Source organism: Pseudomonas sp. DCB_BI (genome assembly GCF_026240995.1).
GTDB lineage: Bacteria > Pseudomonadota > Gammaproteobacteria > Pseudomonadales > Pseudomonadaceae > Aquipseudomonas.
This window is the reverse complement of record NZ_JAPFCG010000008.1, coordinates 28,112-44,221: the sequence shown is the minus strand read 5'-3', so window position 1 is coordinate 44,221 and position 16,110 is coordinate 28,112. Positions and strand designations below refer to the sequence as shown.

At 63.7% G+C, this 16,110-nt stretch carries 15 protein-coding genes; 9 read left to right on the top strand and 6 right to left on the bottom strand.

Annotated features, from left to right (window positions below; genetic code table 11):
- The first annotated feature begins 62 nt into the window (after positions 1–62).
- From OO258_RS10565 to OO258_RS10545, 5 genes are all read left to right on the top strand, one after another.
- Positions 63–4,556, top strand: coding sequence for an NEL-type E3 ubiquitin ligase domain-containing protein (locus tag OO258_RS10565; RefSeq protein ID WP_323054379.1), 4,494 nt, complete (start codon positions 63–65; stop codon positions 4,554–4,556).
- A gap of 226 nt (positions 4,557–4,782) precedes the next feature.
- Complete coding sequence (locus OO258_RS10560) at positions 4,783–5,331, top strand: DUF4174 domain-containing protein (RefSeq protein ID WP_110745067.1); 549 nt, start codon at positions 4,783–4,785, stop codon at positions 5,329–5,331.
- Positions 5,332–5,505: 174 nt separating this feature from the next.
- Positions 5,506–5,997, top strand: a complete 492-nt coding sequence (locus tag OO258_RS10555) for an EF-hand domain-containing protein (RefSeq protein WP_266030281.1) — start codon at positions 5,506–5,508, stop codon at positions 5,995–5,997.
- A gap of 78 nt (positions 5,998–6,075) precedes the next feature.
- Positions 6,076–6,924 carry a DUF692 domain-containing protein gene (locus OO258_RS10550; RefSeq protein WP_266030279.1) on the top strand — a complete coding sequence of 283 codons (849 nt, stop codon included), beginning with the start codon at positions 6,076–6,078 and terminating at the stop codon, positions 6,922–6,924.
- Positions 6,917–7,612, top strand: coding sequence for a DNA-binding domain-containing protein (locus tag OO258_RS10545; RefSeq protein ID WP_266030278.1), 696 nt, complete (start codon positions 6,917–6,919; stop codon positions 7,610–7,612). Before OO258_RS10550 ends, OO258_RS10545 begins: the two co-directional genes overlap by 8 nt.
- A 41-nt stretch (positions 7,613–7,653) precedes the next feature.
- On the opposite strand, the gene OO258_RS10540 is transcribed toward OO258_RS10545, so the two are convergent.
- From OO258_RS10540 to OO258_RS10525, 4 genes are all read right to left on the bottom strand, one after another.
- The gene (locus tag OO258_RS10540; RefSeq protein WP_110745071.1) at positions 7,654–8,142 is read right to left on the bottom strand and encodes a DoxX family protein; all 489 of its coding nucleotides are present in this window, start codon (positions 8,140–8,142) and stop codon (positions 7,654–7,656) included.
- 14 nt (positions 8,143–8,156) lie between these two features.
- The gene (locus OO258_RS10535) at positions 8,157–8,774 is read right to left on the bottom strand and encodes a ferric reductase-like transmembrane domain-containing protein (protein ID WP_266030276.1); all 618 of its coding nucleotides are present in this window, start codon (positions 8,772–8,774) and stop codon (positions 8,157–8,159) included.
- A 121-nt stretch (positions 8,775–8,895) separates the two neighbouring features.
- Complete coding sequence (locus OO258_RS10530) at positions 8,896–10,182, bottom strand: ATP-binding protein (protein WP_266030274.1); 1,287 nt, start codon at positions 10,180–10,182, stop codon at positions 8,896–8,898.
- Positions 10,179–10,919: a response regulator gene (locus OO258_RS10525; RefSeq protein ID WP_110745074.1), complete on the bottom strand. Its 741-nt coding sequence runs from the start codon at positions 10,917–10,919 to the stop codon at positions 10,179–10,181. The genes OO258_RS10530 and OO258_RS10525 overlap by 4 nt, the downstream gene beginning before the upstream one ends.
- Before the next feature lie 219 nt (positions 10,920–11,138).
- On the opposite strand from OO258_RS10525, the gene OO258_RS10520 reads away from it, so the two are divergent.
- Both OO258_RS10520 and OO258_RS10515 read left to right on the top strand, forming a co-directional pair.
- Positions 11,139–11,414 (top strand): DUF2790 domain-containing protein, encoded by a 276-nt coding sequence (locus OO258_RS10520; protein ID WP_266030272.1) that lies wholly within the window; start codon positions 11,139–11,141, stop codon positions 11,412–11,414.
- A gap of 10 nt (positions 11,415–11,424) precedes the next feature.
- The gene (locus OO258_RS10515; protein WP_266030479.1) at positions 11,425–11,940 is read left to right on the top strand and encodes a thioredoxin family protein; all 516 of its coding nucleotides are present in this window, start codon (positions 11,425–11,427) and stop codon (positions 11,938–11,940) included.
- Between the two features lie 207 nt (positions 11,941–12,147).
- On the opposite strand, the gene OO258_RS10510 is transcribed toward OO258_RS10515, so the two are convergent.
- Together OO258_RS10510 and aroQ are read right to left on the bottom strand one after the other, a co-directional pair.
- Positions 12,148–12,996: a shikimate dehydrogenase gene (locus OO258_RS10510; RefSeq protein WP_266030270.1), complete on the bottom strand. Its 849-nt coding sequence runs from the start codon at positions 12,994–12,996 to the stop codon at positions 12,148–12,150.
- Positions 12,993–13,442, bottom strand: coding sequence for a type II 3-dehydroquinate dehydratase (gene aroQ, locus OO258_RS10505; protein ID WP_110745078.1), 450 nt, complete (start codon positions 13,440–13,442; stop codon positions 12,993–12,995). The genes OO258_RS10510 and aroQ overlap by 4 nt, the downstream gene beginning before the upstream one ends.
- A 225-nt stretch (positions 13,443–13,667) precedes the next feature.
- On the opposite strand from aroQ, the gene OO258_RS10500 reads away from it, so the two are divergent.
- Together OO258_RS10500 and OO258_RS10495 are read left to right on the top strand one after the other, a co-directional pair.
- Complete coding sequence (locus tag OO258_RS10500) at positions 13,668–14,921, top strand: TolC family protein (protein ID WP_266030267.1); 1,254 nt, start codon at positions 13,668–13,670, stop codon at positions 14,919–14,921.
- On the top strand, positions 14,914–16,110 hold the full coding sequence (locus OO258_RS10495; protein ID WP_266030266.1) for an efflux RND transporter periplasmic adaptor subunit: 1,197 nt from the start codon (positions 14,914–14,916) through the stop codon (positions 16,108–16,110). Before OO258_RS10500 ends, OO258_RS10495 begins: the two co-directional genes overlap by 8 nt.

The following is a 16,110-nucleotide window of genomic DNA, read 5'->3' as shown; positions in this document are numbered from 1 at the left end:
ATAGCGCCTGGCGGGGAGCAGGCGTCTTAGTCTGGCTTCTTTTCATGAAGAGGCTCCCCGCCATGAACACCACTGTGCCGTCAGATGCGCAGGCCGCCATCGACGCTTTCCAGGATGGCATCATCGGCAGGCGCTTGCCGCCCTGGTTGCGTCACGCCCCCGCTGAGCAACTGCCTGAGATCGGCAGGGCATTAGCAAACAGCCTTCGCTGCTGTGAGCAAGTGAACGCGATGCTGCGAGGCATCGAGGGCATTGACGGTTTCGTCGCTTCAGCCCTGGGAAAGGCGCTCGACGAGCGTTATGGGCTTGGCCGTAACCCGTACTCGCTCAGGTTTCTGCAGGGCCGTCGCGAAGCTGTGATCAACAGTCAGCCGGTTGGCGCGCACCTGACCACAGTGGTCTATGAAGAACAGCCACTGCTCGAAGTGGCAATGCGCAATTTCACCGCCGCTCAGGCGCAGGAGGGTGGCCAGCCGCGCGGTAATCGCCTGCTGGTTCCCACCCACGGTACGGTCAAACCACCCACCAGCATCGAGCTTGCCAAACTCTGTCGTGAGCTGGACCTGGGTGAACGCTATCAACGTCATCTGGATTCCATCCTCAAGCCCGCTGGCAGTGCCGAGCACGTGGTGGCGCGGCTTGTGGATGCCTTGCGCTACAGCATGCTTGTGGACGCCTACAAAGCCCGGCAACAAGGAACCCTGGATGACAGCGAGCTCGGCTTGCTGGTGGCGGTGTGCGAGAAGGGCAAGCTGCTGCGCCTGGCGGGCGACCTGGTGCAGGCCAGGCAGCTGAAAATGCTGGGTTGCCAGATCGAGCAGGTGACGGTATTCGCGGTGGTTGAGCAAGGCGTGCTGTTCAACACGACCCGTCGGGTGTTTCTTTACGTACCTGGGGACCCTCGTTCGCCTTGGAGTGCGTTCGAGAGTATCGACAAAATGAACCGCGAACTGGGCCGGCGCTTGCGCGACAAGGCCTATCGGCGTTTTTTCAGCCGCTTCGTGCTGCGGCGGGACAGCCAGGCATTTTTCGCCCAGGTCGCGGAGCGCTTCGATGACCTGGCAGACTGGGCTTTTCGCGATCTCGAACCACACTTGCAGGCCTACCCGCAGCCGTTGTTCATAAGCCAGGCACAGGCCCGTATCCAGCAGATCAAGGACGATGCGGCGATGATCGCAGTACCGGTGGCCAAACTGGATCGTGAGGTTCAGCGCCAGCATGACCTGCGCCTTGAAGCCGAAGGGTGGGCGCTGCTCAACCTGGCCAGTTTCTTTGTGCCTGGGCTCGGCCTGGCGCTGCTGGCCGTGACGGCCAGCGAGCTACTGAAAGAGGTCTACCATGGCGTTGAGGCTTGGCATGAAAACGACCGCCAGGAGGCGCTGGACCATTTGACCCATGTGGCTACAGACCTTGCCATCGTGGCGGCCACGGTAGCCGGGGTGGGTGTGGCTAGACGGGTTTGGGCCCGGTCTGCGAAGGTCGATGCCATGTTGCCGGCTCGGCTGGAAGACGGCACGGTGAAGCTCTGGCAACAAGACCTGACCCCGTTCCAACGCCAGGTCCCCGATGCGGCCTCAAGCCCGGACGCTTTGGGGATCCGGCGTCAGGACGGGCTGGCCTGGATCGAAATGGACGGGCAGCACTATCGCGTGACGGAGGCGGCCGGCGGTGATCAATGGCAGCTGTATCCGGTCGACGGCCACGGGCCGTTGCTGCATCACAATGGCGCTGGTGCCTGGCGGTTGTGGAGTGAGCAACCTGCCATGTGGCCCGACAAATACCGCATGTTCCGGCGCTTGGGTGAACCTTTCAACCGGCTGAATGATGAACAGATCGATCAGGTTCTGCTGTTCCACGGCCTTGATGGCGACGATGTGCGTGGCTTGCATGTCCATGCCCAGGCACCGAGCCCCGCGCTGATCGACAGTGTGGAGCGGGTCCAGCTTGATCAGCGCATCCGCAGCATGGTTGGCCGTTTACGCAGCGGCGAGCCGGTAGAGGATGCAACCGTGCTCGATCACGTTCGGCGTTTGCCAGGCGCGGATGGGCTTACAGATCAGGCGCTGGCGGGGTTGGCATGGGCGCAGCGGCGAACACTGTTGCAGCACCTTTTTGAAGCATTGCAGCCCGATGACAGCCTCGGCAGCACGGCGTTGCGCCGGGTGTTTCCTGGGCTGAACGTGCGTGGTGCGCAAGCCTTGGTACAGGCTGCCAGCAGCGTTGATCGCACACGGTTGCTATCCAGCGGCAGGGTTGCCCTGGGGCTTGCCGAGGCGGCGAGGAGCAGTTTGCTGGCGACCCGGCAGGCGCGGGTATTTGAAGCGCTGTACCTGGATACGCCGCAGCATGCAGACCTGGCCCGGGTGGTCGTGGGCTTGTTACGGTATCTGCCCGGGGGCGAACGAGGAGTAGGCTGGCGGCTCTACGAAGGTTGGCTGGGCGGGCCGATGCTGGCGAAGTCCGAGCAGGGGCAGCGGGCGTTCGATCTGGTGCACCTGGACGGTAGCTTTCAACTGTATGACAGCCACGGCACGGCGCGTGGTGAGGCGGGTGAGCTGTTCGACGTCATGGCGCCTGCCTATACCGATGTACAACGGGAGGCGATGGGCATCGGCGATCCATTCTCGCACAACCTCAGGGTAATGCTGGGGCGCGAAGCGGTACGCCACCGTGACCAGATCAGTCGTTTGCTGGGCGCGGTACGTCCGGGTGCGGTTCGACGGCCCATGCGCTTGACCGATGGACGTATCGGCTACCCACTGGGTGGTGGTGGAGTGAGCGGTTTTGCATCCAGAGGGAGTGCCCTGAGGGCAACGCTGCGCGATCTCTTCCCGTGGTTGAGTGATCAACAGGTCGAAACGTTCGCCGATGAGGCCAGGCGCTCAGGGCAGCAACTGGAACACGTACTGACGAGCCTTCGCAATGAGTTCGCGATGCTTCGCATGACGCTGAATACCTGGGTCGCACGCGCGCAGGGCGATGTCATGGATGATCGCGAGGCGTTGCGCCAGACGTTGTTCAATTGCTGGAGGCGGTCGGTGGGTGTGGGAGAACTGCAAATCAATGCCCAGGAAAACCTCCACGTCATGTTCTGTAATTTCAAACCAGGCGGCTTGCCCAACATTCCCGTGCAGGTCAGCTTCAGGGGCGTTACCAGCTTGTCGCTGTTGCACCTTGACCTTCTGGAGGTCCCCAGCAGCCTCCTGCTGGCTTTTCCTAGCCTGCACACCCTTGACCTGGGAGGGAACCTTCTGACGCGCCTTCCGCAACCTTTATTGCAAATAGAGCAGCTGCGGCATCTGAGCCTGACCAACAACCGTATCGTCCTGAACATTGCACAAACCGCCACACTGGCCAGTTGCGCCAGCCTGCAGTCTCTCGACCTGTCCCACAACCCGTTGGGCAGGTTCATGCTGGCAGGTTTGACTGAATTGCGGTGGCTGAACTTGCGCGACACACAGATCTCGCAATTTCCACTGGGCGTGTTCGACAACACTCAATTGGTGTCCGTTGATTTGCGGGATAACCGGATCAGGCACATTCCAGAGAGTTTCTTCCAATTGCCCGTGTGGCATCGGTGGCGGTTTCGTCTGAATGGAAACCCGCTGGGCGAAGCCCAGACGCTACGTTTGCAGGCTGCGTTGAGTAGCGATGATCCTGGCCTGGACGAGGAGCAAGTGCTTCTGCGGCTGCAGCGTGCCCGTGAAGTATGGGGGGATGCCGTGGCCCCGGAGCACCGCGGCTTGATGCTTGCTGCCTGGGATTCGTTGGATTCAGGTGAGGATGCTGACCGGTTTTTCCGTGTGCTTCGCCAGTTGTTGCTGTCCGAAGACTTCCGTGTCAATGCCCGTGCACTGGGCAATCGGGTGATGGCGGTATTGCAAGCCATGGCCATTACGCCAGAGTTGCGGCAGAACCTGCTGTCGGTGGCCAATGATGAGTGGGGTTGCCAGGATGGTGCCACTTGGTGCTTGAGCAACCTTGAACTGAACCTGCTGGTTTGGCAGGTTGAACATGCAGCCCAGGGGGAAAGCGAACGTGCCTTGCTCGACCTGGGAAGACGTTTATGGCGCCACGATGCGGTCGACAGGTTCGCTACCCGGTGGGCGCTGCGACATGGCAGGATGCTGGAAGGAAGCGAGGTCGGGTTGGCTTTCCGGATCGGGTTAAGGGAGCGTCTCGACTTGCCACTGCAGGTGGGAGAAATGAGCTTCCTCGCGATCTCGGGCGTGCTGGAGGCGGACCTTGCAGAAGCAGAGGCTGCGGTGCGGGCTGCAGAAACCCCGGAAGAGATTGCCCGCTCCATGGTGGATCGTGAGTTCTGGCAGGCGCACCTGGAGCGTACTCACCCTGACCGTTTCGCGGCGGTCGACCTGCCGTTCAGAAGGCAGCTTGAAACGGTACTGGACGATGAAGCGCTGACCGAGGGGGCAAGGATCGATCAGGCGGACGCCATTCGTGATGCTCAGCGCGCTGCACGCAGAGGGCTGATGCTGGATATGACCACGCAAGCGATGGAAGTGAGGCCGACGGGGCCTTCTATCGACGTGCGTTGACATGCGCGCCGGGTAGCGGGGCTGGCCCCTGCCAAAGCACCTTTGGGCTATGCTCAATCAAGCTGATAGCGGTTTGTTCCCGCGCCGTAGTTCTGGCTTCAGGAAGCTCGGAAATCGACAGTTACTTTTGCGCACCCCATTCGTGGATGAAGTGGTTTAGGCTCCCTGTCGGATTTTTCTCCGTGATCTGTAGTCATTGGTATATCGAGACAATAAGGAGATACGCATGCTCGTCCGGTCACTGACCCTCGCAACCTTGCTTGCTGTTGCCGCCCCCTTGTTTGCCGCAGACAGTGATGCGCCTTTAGCCAAGGAACTGGGCAAGGCCAGGCCATTGGTGGTCATTGCGCCGAGCAGTGCCGACCCGACATTGCGAGCGCTGAACAAGGCGCTGGAGGACCCGGCTACCCAGGCCAAGTTCAAGGAGCGCAACCTGGTGCTGTACAGCGTTGCGCAAATGATGGGTAAACGTGAGGACAAGAACCTCGAGCAGCAGACCACCATGGCCCTGATCCGCGAACTGAAGCTGGGCGCGAGCAAAGGCACCAAGGTGATTCTGGTGGGCAAGGACGGTGAGCGGCATATCCTCAAGGATGACGAAGAGAACACGCCACTCGACCCGGCGGTAATCTTCAAGGCCGTCGATGACCTGCCTGCCAGCGAAAAGGCGGTAGCAGCGCCCGAGCCCGTGGCTGCGGCACCGGAAGCCAAGCCCAAGGCCAAGGACAGCAAGCCTGCCAAGCCGGCAGCACCGCCCAAACCGCTGGAAGACTGAATGTATGACGGCCCTGGGCTGATGCCTGGGGCTACTTGCCGGTCTTTGTGTATCCCACTGTATCTGGCCGCCATGCAGACGGGTTTCCATACAAAAGCGCCCCTTGCCTGATACATCCACGACAAACCGCAACGGCTTAATGGCTCCACTACCCCAGCACAGTGGAGCATCACCATGACCCAAGTACGAAACACTCTCGGCCTGCTCGGCGCCGCCTTGATCGGCAGCATGGCATTGAGCAGCAGTGCGTTTGCCGTCGAACCGTTGGCCCAGGGTTACCAGTTGGCTTCAGCCAAGGTCGCCGGCGAGGGCAAGTGTGGTGAAGGCAAGTGCGGTGGCAGCGCCAAGGCCACTCAGAACGAAGGCAAATGCGGTGAAGGCAAATGCGGGGCGAGCGCCAAAGCCGGGGCGGAGGGTAAATGTGGCGAAGGCAAGTGTGGTGATGCCTCGTTCGCCAAAACCGACAGCAACCACGATGGCAAAGTCTCGCGCGATGAATTTCGTGCCGTGGCCAAAGACCGTGCCGGTGATTTCACTAAGATCGACCGTAACCACGACGGTTTCATCTCCGAACAGGAGGCAGCGGATCACCTCAAGGCGATCTACCAGGCCAATGGCAAAGCCATGCCTGAAGGCGTGTTCAGCCACCTGACCGGCAAGCCCTGACATTCTGCCCCCTTGAAACGCCGCAACGCCCCTCCTGCTGGTCAGGCGGGGCGTTGTGCCTGTTGCGGAGACCTGTTCATGTACCCCATACCTTTGCACCCACAACCCCTACGGGCGGGGCTTGGCCTGCGTCGCGGCCTGCTGCCGGAGCTGCTGGCCATGCCGGCTGGCGCAGTGGACTTTCTCGAATGCGCACCGGAAAACTGGATTGCCGTCGGCGGGGCCTACGGCAAGGGCCTGGCTCAACTGGCCGAGCGTTTCCCCATTGCTTGCCATGGCTTGTCGTTGTCGTTGGGAGGCAGCGCGCCGCTTGACCAGCATTTCCTCGGCCAGACCCGGCAGTTTCTTGACCGCCACCGAGTGCGGCTGTACAGCGAGCACCTGAGCTACTGCAGTGATGACGGGCACCTGTACGACCTGATGCCCATTCCCTTCACCGACGAAGCCGTACGCCATGTAGCCGCGCGCATACGCCAGGCCCAGGAGCAACTGGAACGGCGCATCGCGGTGGAAAATATCAGCTACTACGCCGCGCCTTACCAGGCCATGAGCGAGCTCGACTTTGTTCGTGCCGTACTCGATGAAGCCGATTGCGACCTGCTGCTGGACGTCAACAACGTCTTCGTCAACGCCTGCAACCATGGCTATGACGCCCAGCAATTCCTGGCAGGCCTGCCCCAGGCGCGAGTGACCGGCATGCACGTGGCCGGCCATTACGATGAAGCGCCGGACCTGAAGGTCGATACCCATGGCGCTGCGGTAAAGGATGATGTATGGGCGCTGTACGCCGTTGCCTGCAGGCGCTTTGGTGTGCAACCCACGGTGCTTGAGCGCGACTTCAACTACCCGCCACTGGCTGAGCTGTTGGCCGAGACAGCACGCATTCGTGAAGTGCAGTGCGCTGTGGGAGGCCAAGCAAATGAATGAGACGTTGCGCGAGCAGCAATACACCCTGGCCCGGCACCTGCGCGACCCGCAGCGCCATGCCCCTCCGCCTGGCATTGAGGCACGCCGGCTTAAGGTTTACCGCGAGCTGTTCTATGGCGCTATCGAAGGTCTGCTGGCTGGCAGCTTCCCGGTGATGCGTCAGGCGCTGGGTGAGCAACGCTGGCACGCCCGGGTACATGATTTCTACGCCAGTTACCGCAGCCAGACACCCTTGTTTACCGAGGTGGCTGAAGCTTTCGTCGACTACTTGCAAGGGGTGGCGCTGGACGCGCCCTGGCAGCTGGAGCTGGCCCACTACGAGTGGATCGAGGCGCAGCTGTACCTCAGTGATGCCGAAGACCCGATGCATGATCCTGCGGGTGACTTGCTGGACCGCGAGCCGCTGTTGTCTTGCGTGGCACGGGTCCTGGCTTATCGGTGGCCGGTGGAGCGTATCGGCGTGGATTACCAGCCTGATGCTGCGCCAGAGTCGCCGACTTTGCTGCTGGTCTATCGCGATGCCGGGTTGCAGGTGCGCTTCGCGCGGCTGGCGCCAATGGCGTATCGGTTGCTGGTGGCGCAGGGGACTGGCCGCGGGCGACTGCAGGCGTTGGGCGGGGATATGGCGCAGGGCTTGGCGTTGCTGCAGGGGTTGCGCGAGCAGGGCGTCATCATCGGTACCCGCTGAGTGCGCGTATCAGGGGCGCATTGCGCCCCATCGCAACGGTTTCAGCTGCACAACCGCGCCCTCAGCCAATGATCCAGGCTCAAGCGCCCAGCCCCTTTGAGCAGCAGCGGCAGCAACGCCACCAGGTAGATCAACGGCAGCTTGTAGTTGCCAAAGCCCTGGTCGGTAATCGCATAGCCCTGGGCCAGTTCAGCCAGGCTCGACCAGTGCGCTGGCCAGTGCACGGCAGCAATCGCTACCACCGTCACCACCATCAGTCCCAGTGACGCCAGCCGGGTACCAAGACCCAGCAACAGCAACAGCGGCAATATCAGTTCTGCCCACATCGACAACTGCCAGTTCCACTCCGCCGGCAGCTGATTGAACGGGAACGGGAAGCTGGCCTGCAGGTCGGCGAACCAGTTGCTGCCGTTGAGCTTCTCCAGGCCGGATTCGAAAAACTCCCAGGCCAGAAACAGTCGCAAGGGCAGGTCGGCACTCCAGGCACCGAGGCGGTCGAAGGTGGTCAGGGTGCGGGTCAAGGTAGTCATTGGCGGTACTCGGTTCAGGAAAGGGCTTGGGCGCGGCGGCGTTGTTGACGGGCGAGTTTGGCGATGAGCTTGACGGCGATGGCGCTGAACATCAGGGCGAACGCCAGGGGGTACCACCCGCCCATGGGGATGCGTTTGTAGAACGACAGGCAGAACACCGCAGCCAGCAGCCACATGCCGCTGCTGTGCAGGGCTCGCCAGGCACGGCCGCCCAACAGGCGCGTGGGGGCCTTGAACGAGGTGATGGTGAGCAGCAGCAGGAACAGGTAGCCGACGCTGCCGGGCAGGCTGGACGTGAGCGTGCGGCCGGCCCAGAACAATGCCGGGAATTCTTGGGCATAGCGGTAGATCAGCAGGCCATGCACCGTGTGCGAGAAGGCAAAGGCCAGGCCCAGGTAGCGCCGTTCCTGCAGGATGCGGCGGCTTGTCGTGCCAGGCAGCAAGTTCGCAAGCGACGACCCCAGGAATGCCAGCAAGAACAGCGCGAAGGAGCTGCGCGCGGTGGCGCGGATGGCACTGCGCAGGCCGTCCGGGTCAGGCTGGCTGGCGAGGACCACGGCGGTCATCGCCAGGGTCAGGCCGGCGAGGGTGGCGAACAGCTTCCAGCCGGACGGCAGGATAAGGGCTTTCATCAGAAGGGCTCCCGGTGTGTGATGGTGTGACCGGGAGTGTGTGACGGCGGGGTATCTGCAGTGTGTCGGGGTGGGTAGGGTTGTGTATCGGTTTGTAGGGGAAAACGCCGGGCGCTTGCCTTTACCTGAGTTCTATTTGTGCGCATAACCCGCCAGTGGCGCGGTTGCTCAGGGTCAGCCGGCCGCCCATGGCCTGAATCAGCTGGTGAGCAATCGCCAACCCCAGCCCGGTACCCCCGGTGCTGCGGTTGCGTGAGCCCTCCACGCGGTAGAACGGCTTGAGTACCTCGTCCAGTTCGCCGCCGGGTATCCCGGGCCCGTTGTCGAGCACGCGGATCACCGTCGTGCTGCCCTCGCGACAGACTTCCAGCTCGGCGGCACCGGCGAACTTGAGGGCGTTGTCGACCAGGTTCACCAGTACCCGGCGCAGTGCATGCGGGCGGGTTTCCAGCAAGCTGCCGCAGTTGCCGTGGCGCTCGACCTGGGCGCCGCTGTCCTGGTAGTCGAACACCAGGCTGTCGAGGAAGGCGTCGAGGTTGACCCGGCAAGGGGCTTCGGTGCTGGTGTCCATGCTGCGTGCATAGGCCACGCCTTCGCGCACCAGGTGCTCCATCTCGCCCAGGTCACTCCACAACTTGTCCTTTTCGAGCCCATCGTCCATCACTTCGACACGCAATTTCATGCGCGTGATCGGCGTTTGCAGGTCGTGGGAAATCGCTGCCAGCAGCTGCATGCGTTCTTTGAGGTGGGCAGCGATGCGCGCCTGCAGGGCATTGAAGGCCACAGCGGCATAGCGCACCTCGCGCGGGCCGCTTTCATCCAGCTGAACGCCGGGTTTGTCCGGGTTGAGGTTGTCCACTGCCTGCGACAGACGGGTCAGCGGGCCGATGGCCAGGCGTACCGCCAGCCAAGTACACAGCATCAGCACGGCCAGCTGTATCAGCAGTACGACAGGCAGCCAGCGGGCCACCGGAACGGGAGTCGGGGTAACGTCGATGGTCAGCGGCGCACCGTCGGCCAGGTTGAGGTGCGCCTGGAAGTGCGTATTCGGGCCGGGGATCTCCTGAAAGGTCAGGTGATAGTCGCTGCCGATGGCCTTGACGACCGATTCGGCCGCCATCGGTGGGTCGCTGCTGGGCATCGCATCGCCAGCCAGGCCGTGGTCCAGGCGATAGCGGTAGGTACGCCGTTCCAGGCGCGGTAGCCAGGCGCCACGCTCGGCTGCGGGCAGGCGGTCGAGAATGGCCACGGAGGTGGCCACGTCCTGCTCCAGGTTGCTGAGCATCATCGACCGGCTACTGATGTAGCGCTCGTAGGCCTGCAAGCTGAACGACAGGCCGTAGGCCAGTACCAGGCCGGTGAAAAAGATCAGTGCCAGCCGCGAGGCTAACGTGCGCGGCCATTTCATGACGGCGACTCCAGCAAGTGCACCGGCAACGAGAATACATAGCCCTCGCTGCGCACGGTCTTGATGCAGCCGGGTTCGCGGGCGTCATCGCCCAGCCGCTGGCGCAGGCGGCTGACCAGCAGGTCGATGGAGCGGTCGAAGATGTCGGCTTCGCGGCCCTGGGTCAGGTTCAGCAGCTGTTCGCGGCTGAGGACACGTTGCGGATGGTCGAGGAACACCCGCAGCAGGCGGTATTCGGCGCCGCTCAGGGCCACCAGGGTACCTTCGCTGTCGAGCAAGTGGCGCGCGGTGGTGTCCAGGCGCCATTGACCGAAGCCAAGCAGGCGGCTGCTTTCACTGATGGTCAGGTTGGGTGGCAGCATGCGCGTGCGGCGTAGCACGGCGTTGATGCGGGCGAGCAGTTCACGGGCCGAGAATGGTTTGGTCAGGTAGTCGTCGGCGCCCATTTCCAGGCCGATGATGCGATCGGTTTCGTCATTGCGTGCGGTCAGCATCAATACCGGGGTATTGCGGTGTTTGCCGGCGCGCAGCTCGCGGCACAACAGCAGGCCGTCGTCACCGGGCATCATGATGTCGAGCACGATCAGGTCGACGCTGTTGGCTTCGAGAAAGGCGCGCATCTGCCGGCCGTCGGCGACGATGCTGGTGCGCAGGCCGTTCTTCTTCAGGTAATTGCCGACCAGTTCGCGGATCTCGCGGTCGTCGTCGACGATCAGGATGTGATCGACGTGTTCCATGCGCTGCGTTCCTGTGCAAGTGGGGTTAAGCGCAGTGTACCGAGCGTGTTCGCGCTTGCCTGCGGGAGTTTGTATTGCAGTGTATCTGGCGCGGGCGCAGATACAGCAGGAAGCGCATCACAGCCTCGGGCGACACATACGGGATACCTGGCGGGCGTGAAATGGTTCTCACCGGGGAGCACGACTCCCCCTACCCAAGTGACACCCAGGAGAGATGCCATGAACGTCAAGACTTTCGCCAGCGCCAGCCTGTTCGCCGTGCTCAGCTTCGGCGCCATCGCCGCCCAGGCCGACACCGCCCCGATGCAGGACGACGAAGCCATGCAATACCGCTACGGCCAGCATCTGGATGTGAAGAAAGTGCTGTCGGTACAGGATGACCAGAGCAACGCTTGCGGCCTGGTCAACACCCGCATGGATTATCTGGACTCCCACGGCCGGCAGCAGAGCGTGCAGTACCGCACCTACGCCACCGGCGGTTGCCATGATAATTGATCGGCGGCTGATGCTGAAAATGGGTGGCTTTGCCCTGGCGTTGTTCGGCTTGGGCTTGGCCGGGCACCTGATGGCGCGCGACAGCTACGGTGCCATGCCGTCGCTGTCGGGCGCCAGCCAGTGGCTGAACTCGGCACCCTTGGACACCCAGGGGCTAAAGGGCAAGGTGGTGCTGGTGGACTTCTGGACGTGGGACTGCATCAACTGCCGGCGCAGCTTGCCGCATGTGAACGACTGGGCACGGCGTTATGCCGACCAGGGTCTGGTGGTGGTCGGGGTGCATACGCCAGAGTACGACTACGAGCATGATGTCGGCACCTTGCGCGACAAGGTGGCCAGGTTGGGCATCGGTTACCCGGTGGCGGTGGATAACGATCACAAAGTGTGGAATGCCTGGGGCAACCAGTTCTGGCCGGCGCATTATTTTGTCGACCGCAAGGGGCAGGTGCGCCATGTGCATGTAGGCGAGGGGGATTATGGCGGGCAAGAGCAGGTGATACAGGCTCTATTGGATGAAAAAGGATGACCTGCCTCCACAGATTGCACCGCCTGCAAGCTTCGTGCGGTTCCTGGGGGCGGGCTTGGCCCGCGAAGGGGCCCGCGCGGTGCCTGGCACCGGCTTTGCCGGTGTTCGACGGGGCAAGCCCGCTCTCACAGAGTCCCTGCCAAATCACTACGTCACGATTTGTTCTATGAGAGCGGGTTTGCCCGCGAACTAGCCAACAGCGGTCTTTCAGCTGAAGCTGGCGAAATGCGCCTGCATCCGCGCCGCATCCGCCTGGCGGCCACTGAACAGCTCGAACGCTTTCACCGCCTGGAACACTGCCATGTTGCTGCCATCGAGTGTGCGGCAGCCCAGTGCGCGGGCGGCGCGCAGCAGTTCGGTTTCCAGCGGGAAGTAGATGATCTCGGCCACCCACAGCCGTGCATGCAGCAGCTCCACCGGCAGCGGTGTGCCCGGTAGCTTGGCCATGCCCACGGGTGTGGTGTTGACCAGGCCGTCAGCCTGCGCCAGCGCGTGGGCCAGGTCAGTGCCGACCACCGCGCGCCCGGCACCGAAATGAGTGTTCAGGTTGTCTACCAGCGCTTGCGCGCGGGCGGCATCCACTTCGAACAGCACCAGCCGCTCGACCCCTTCTCCCAGCAGGGCATGTGCCACTGCTGAACCGGCGCCACCGGCGCCCATCTGCACGACCTGACCGCGCGCTACGTCCGGTAGCCCGCGACGCAGGCCTTCGGCAAAGCCCAGGCAGTCGGTGTTGTGGCCGACCCGCTTGCCGTCCTTGAGCACCACGGTATTGACTGCGCCGATGCCGCGGGCCTCGTCCGACAGTTCGTCAAGCAGCGGCAGTATCGCCTGCTTGAACGGGTAAGTGATGTTGAGGCCGGTAAAACCGGTGTGCTGCGCTGCGTCGAGCAGGCTGGGCAGGGCGCTGTCGTCCAGTTGCAGCTGGTCGGCGTCGATCAGCCGATACAGGTAGCGCAGGGCCTGGGCGTCCCCTTCGTGTTCGTGCAGGGCGGGGGTGCGCGACAGTTGGATGCCGCGGCCGATCAGGCCGGCGAGGATGGCTTGCTGGCTCATGCGGTGCGCTCCTGGAACATTGCGGCGAAGTGGCTGATGGCCATGCGGTAGCCGTGGCTGCCGAGGCCGCAGATGACACCGACGGCGATCGACGAGACGAACGACACGTGGCGGAACGGCTCGCGCTTGTGCACGTTGGACAGGTGCACTTCGATAACGGGCACTTCACTGGCCACCAGGGCATCGCGAATGGCCACCGAGGTGTGGGTCCAGGCACCGGGGTTGATGACGATACCGGCGCAGCGGTTGCGCGCGGCGTGGATCCAGTCGATCAGTTCGCCTTCGTGGTTGGTTTGCCGGAACTCGAGGTCCAGGCCGTGGGCATGGGCAGTATCGGCACAGCCCTGGCCGACGTCGGCGAGGGTTTCATGGCCGTACTGGGCAGGCTCGCGGGTGCCCAACATGTTCAGGTTGGGGCCGTTGAGCACGAGAATAAGGGGCTTCATGACGGGCATCGCTTTGTTGTTGTTGGTTCTGCGTAGTTTTGTACTGACTGGTTAGTTTCGTCAATTGGACTAGATCGCCGTCCCGGGAAAGTGGGCGATTATCGAACCGTCGACGCACGCGGGCTGCTGTGAATGGATTACAGAATTGTAATTTCCCCGCCACCGCCCCGATAAGCACGGCTTTCTACAGTCCCTCGCCAACGCTTCGCCGACGAGGACCTGTCCGTGCCCATCCCCCGCAAGATCGCCTTGCTCTGCCTGTTGCTGGCCGGTGCCGCCAGCGCGCAGGCCAGCCAGAGCCTGAGCCTGCCCCAGGCGCTTGCCGCCGCCTTTGCCCGCAACCCGGAGCTGGCTGCGGCCGGCCGTGAAATCGGCATTGCCGATGGCGAGCGGCGCCAGGCGGGGCTTATCCCCAACCCGGAGCTGGCCTGGGAGGTCGAAGACACCCGTCGCGACACCAGCACCACCACCGTCACCCTCAGCCAGGCGTTGGAACTGGGCGGCAAGCGCGGCGCACGTATTGCCGTGGCCAGCGCCAGCCAAGCCATTGCCCAGCTCGACCTGGAGCGCCAGCGTAATGGCCTGCGGGCAGATGTGGTGCAGGCATTTCATGCCGCCTTGCGCGCGCAGACCGCGCTGGAGCTGGCGCAGCAGTCGCAGGCCTTGACCGAGCGCGGGTTGCGCGTGGTCCAGGGGCGAGTGACTGCCGGCCAGTCATCACCGGTGGAGGCCACCCGTGCCCGCGTGCAACTGGCCCAGGCCCAGGCCGAAGTGCGCCGCGCGCAGACCCAGCGCAGCGTGGCTTACCAAGCCCTGGCCCGGTTGACCGGTAGCTCGCTGGCGGGCTTTGACCAGCTGCAGGTGGCCAGTCTTTCGCCTGGCCTTGCACCCAACGCAGATGCCTTGCTCGCTCAAGTCGAACAGACCGTGGAGTGGCGCCTGGCTGCAGCCCAGGTCGAGCGTGGCGATGCAGGCTTGGGCTCGGAAAAGGCCCAGCGCGTTCCCAACCTCACCGTCAGCCTGGGTAGCCAGTACAGCCGCGAGGATCGCGAGCGGGTGAACGTGGTGGGCCTGTCCATGCCGCTACCGCTGTTCGACCGCAACCAGGGCAATGTGCTGGCGGCCGCGCGCCGGGCCGACCAGGCACGTGACCTGCGTAACGCCGTGGAGCTGCGCCTGCGCAGTGAAACCCATAGCGCCGTCAGCCAGTGGGCCACCGCCATGCAGGAAGTGGACGCCTACGACCGGACCATCCTGCCTGCTGCGCAGCAGGCAGTGGACACCGCGACCCGTGGCTTTGAAATGGGCAAGTTCGCCTTCCTCGATGTGCTCGACGCCCAACGCACGCTGATCGAGGCCCGCGGGTTCTACCTCGAGGCCCTGGCCTCGGCGACCGACGCGCGCGCGCAGGTCGAGCGCATCTACGGCGACCTCGATGGCCTTGGCAACCAATTGAACAGCAGGAGCAACAATGACTAACCCACGCAAGTTCGCCCTTCTGGCCGCCGCCATCGCTGCGCTGGGCATCGGCAGCCTGGCCTGGACCGGCAACCTCGGCCAGGCGTCGAAGGCGCAAACCCGCCACGCCGAGCATGGCGCAGACAGCCACGACCACGCTGAGGAAAAGCCCACGGAAGGTCATGCTGAAGAAGGCCAGCTGCACCTGTCCACCGCGCAGATCGAAGCGGCCGGCGTGCAACTGACGGTCGCAGGCCCCCGTGAGCTGGGCACCGCCATCAGCTTCCCGGGGGAAATCCGCTTCGACGAGGACCGGACCGCCCACGTCGTACCGCGTGTGCCGGGTGTGGTCGAGGCGGTGCAGGCCGAGCTGGGTCAGGCGGTAACCCGCGGCCAGGTGCTGGCGGTGATTGCCAGCCAGCAGATCTCCGACCTGCGCAGCGAGCAGCAGGCTGCCCAACGCCGGCTGGAAATGGCGCGCCTGACCTTTCAGCGAGAACAGCAACTGTGGCAGGAGCGCATCAGCGCCGAGCAGGATTACCTGCAGGCGCGCCAGGCGCTGCAGGAGGCTGAGATCGCCTTCGCCAATGCTCGGCAGAAGGTCGCCGCCGTGGGCCCGGCCGGTGCCGGCAACCGCTATGAGCTGCGCGCGCCGTTCGATGCAGTGGTGGTGGAAAAGCACCTGAGCGTAGGCGAAGTGGTCGACGAGACCAGCAATGCCTTCACGCTGTCGGACCTGCGCCGGGTATGGGCGACCTTCGCCGTCGCCCCGCGTGACCTGGACAAGGTGGTGACCGGCCGCGAGGTCACGGTCAACGCGCCGGACCTGGGCGCCCGGGTCGAGGGCAAGGTCAACTACGTCGGCAGCCTGCTCGGTGAGCAGAACCGCGCCGCCACCGTGCGGGCCACCCTGGCCAACCCGAGCGGCGCGTGGCGCCCGGGCCTGTTCGTCAATGTTGCGGTCAGCGTCGAGCGCTTCAATGCTGCCGTGGCGGTGCCGGAAAACGCCCTGCAGACCTGGGAGGAGCAGACCGTGGTGTTTGCCCGTACCGAGGAAGGCTTCGAGGCACGGCCGGTACAGACCGGCCGCCGCGATGCCGGGCAGGTGGAAATCACCAGCGGCCTCGCCGCCGGTACCCAGGTAGCGGCCGCCGGCAGCTTTGTCCTCAAGTCGGAGCTGGGCAAGGGCTCAGCCGAGCACAGCCATTGA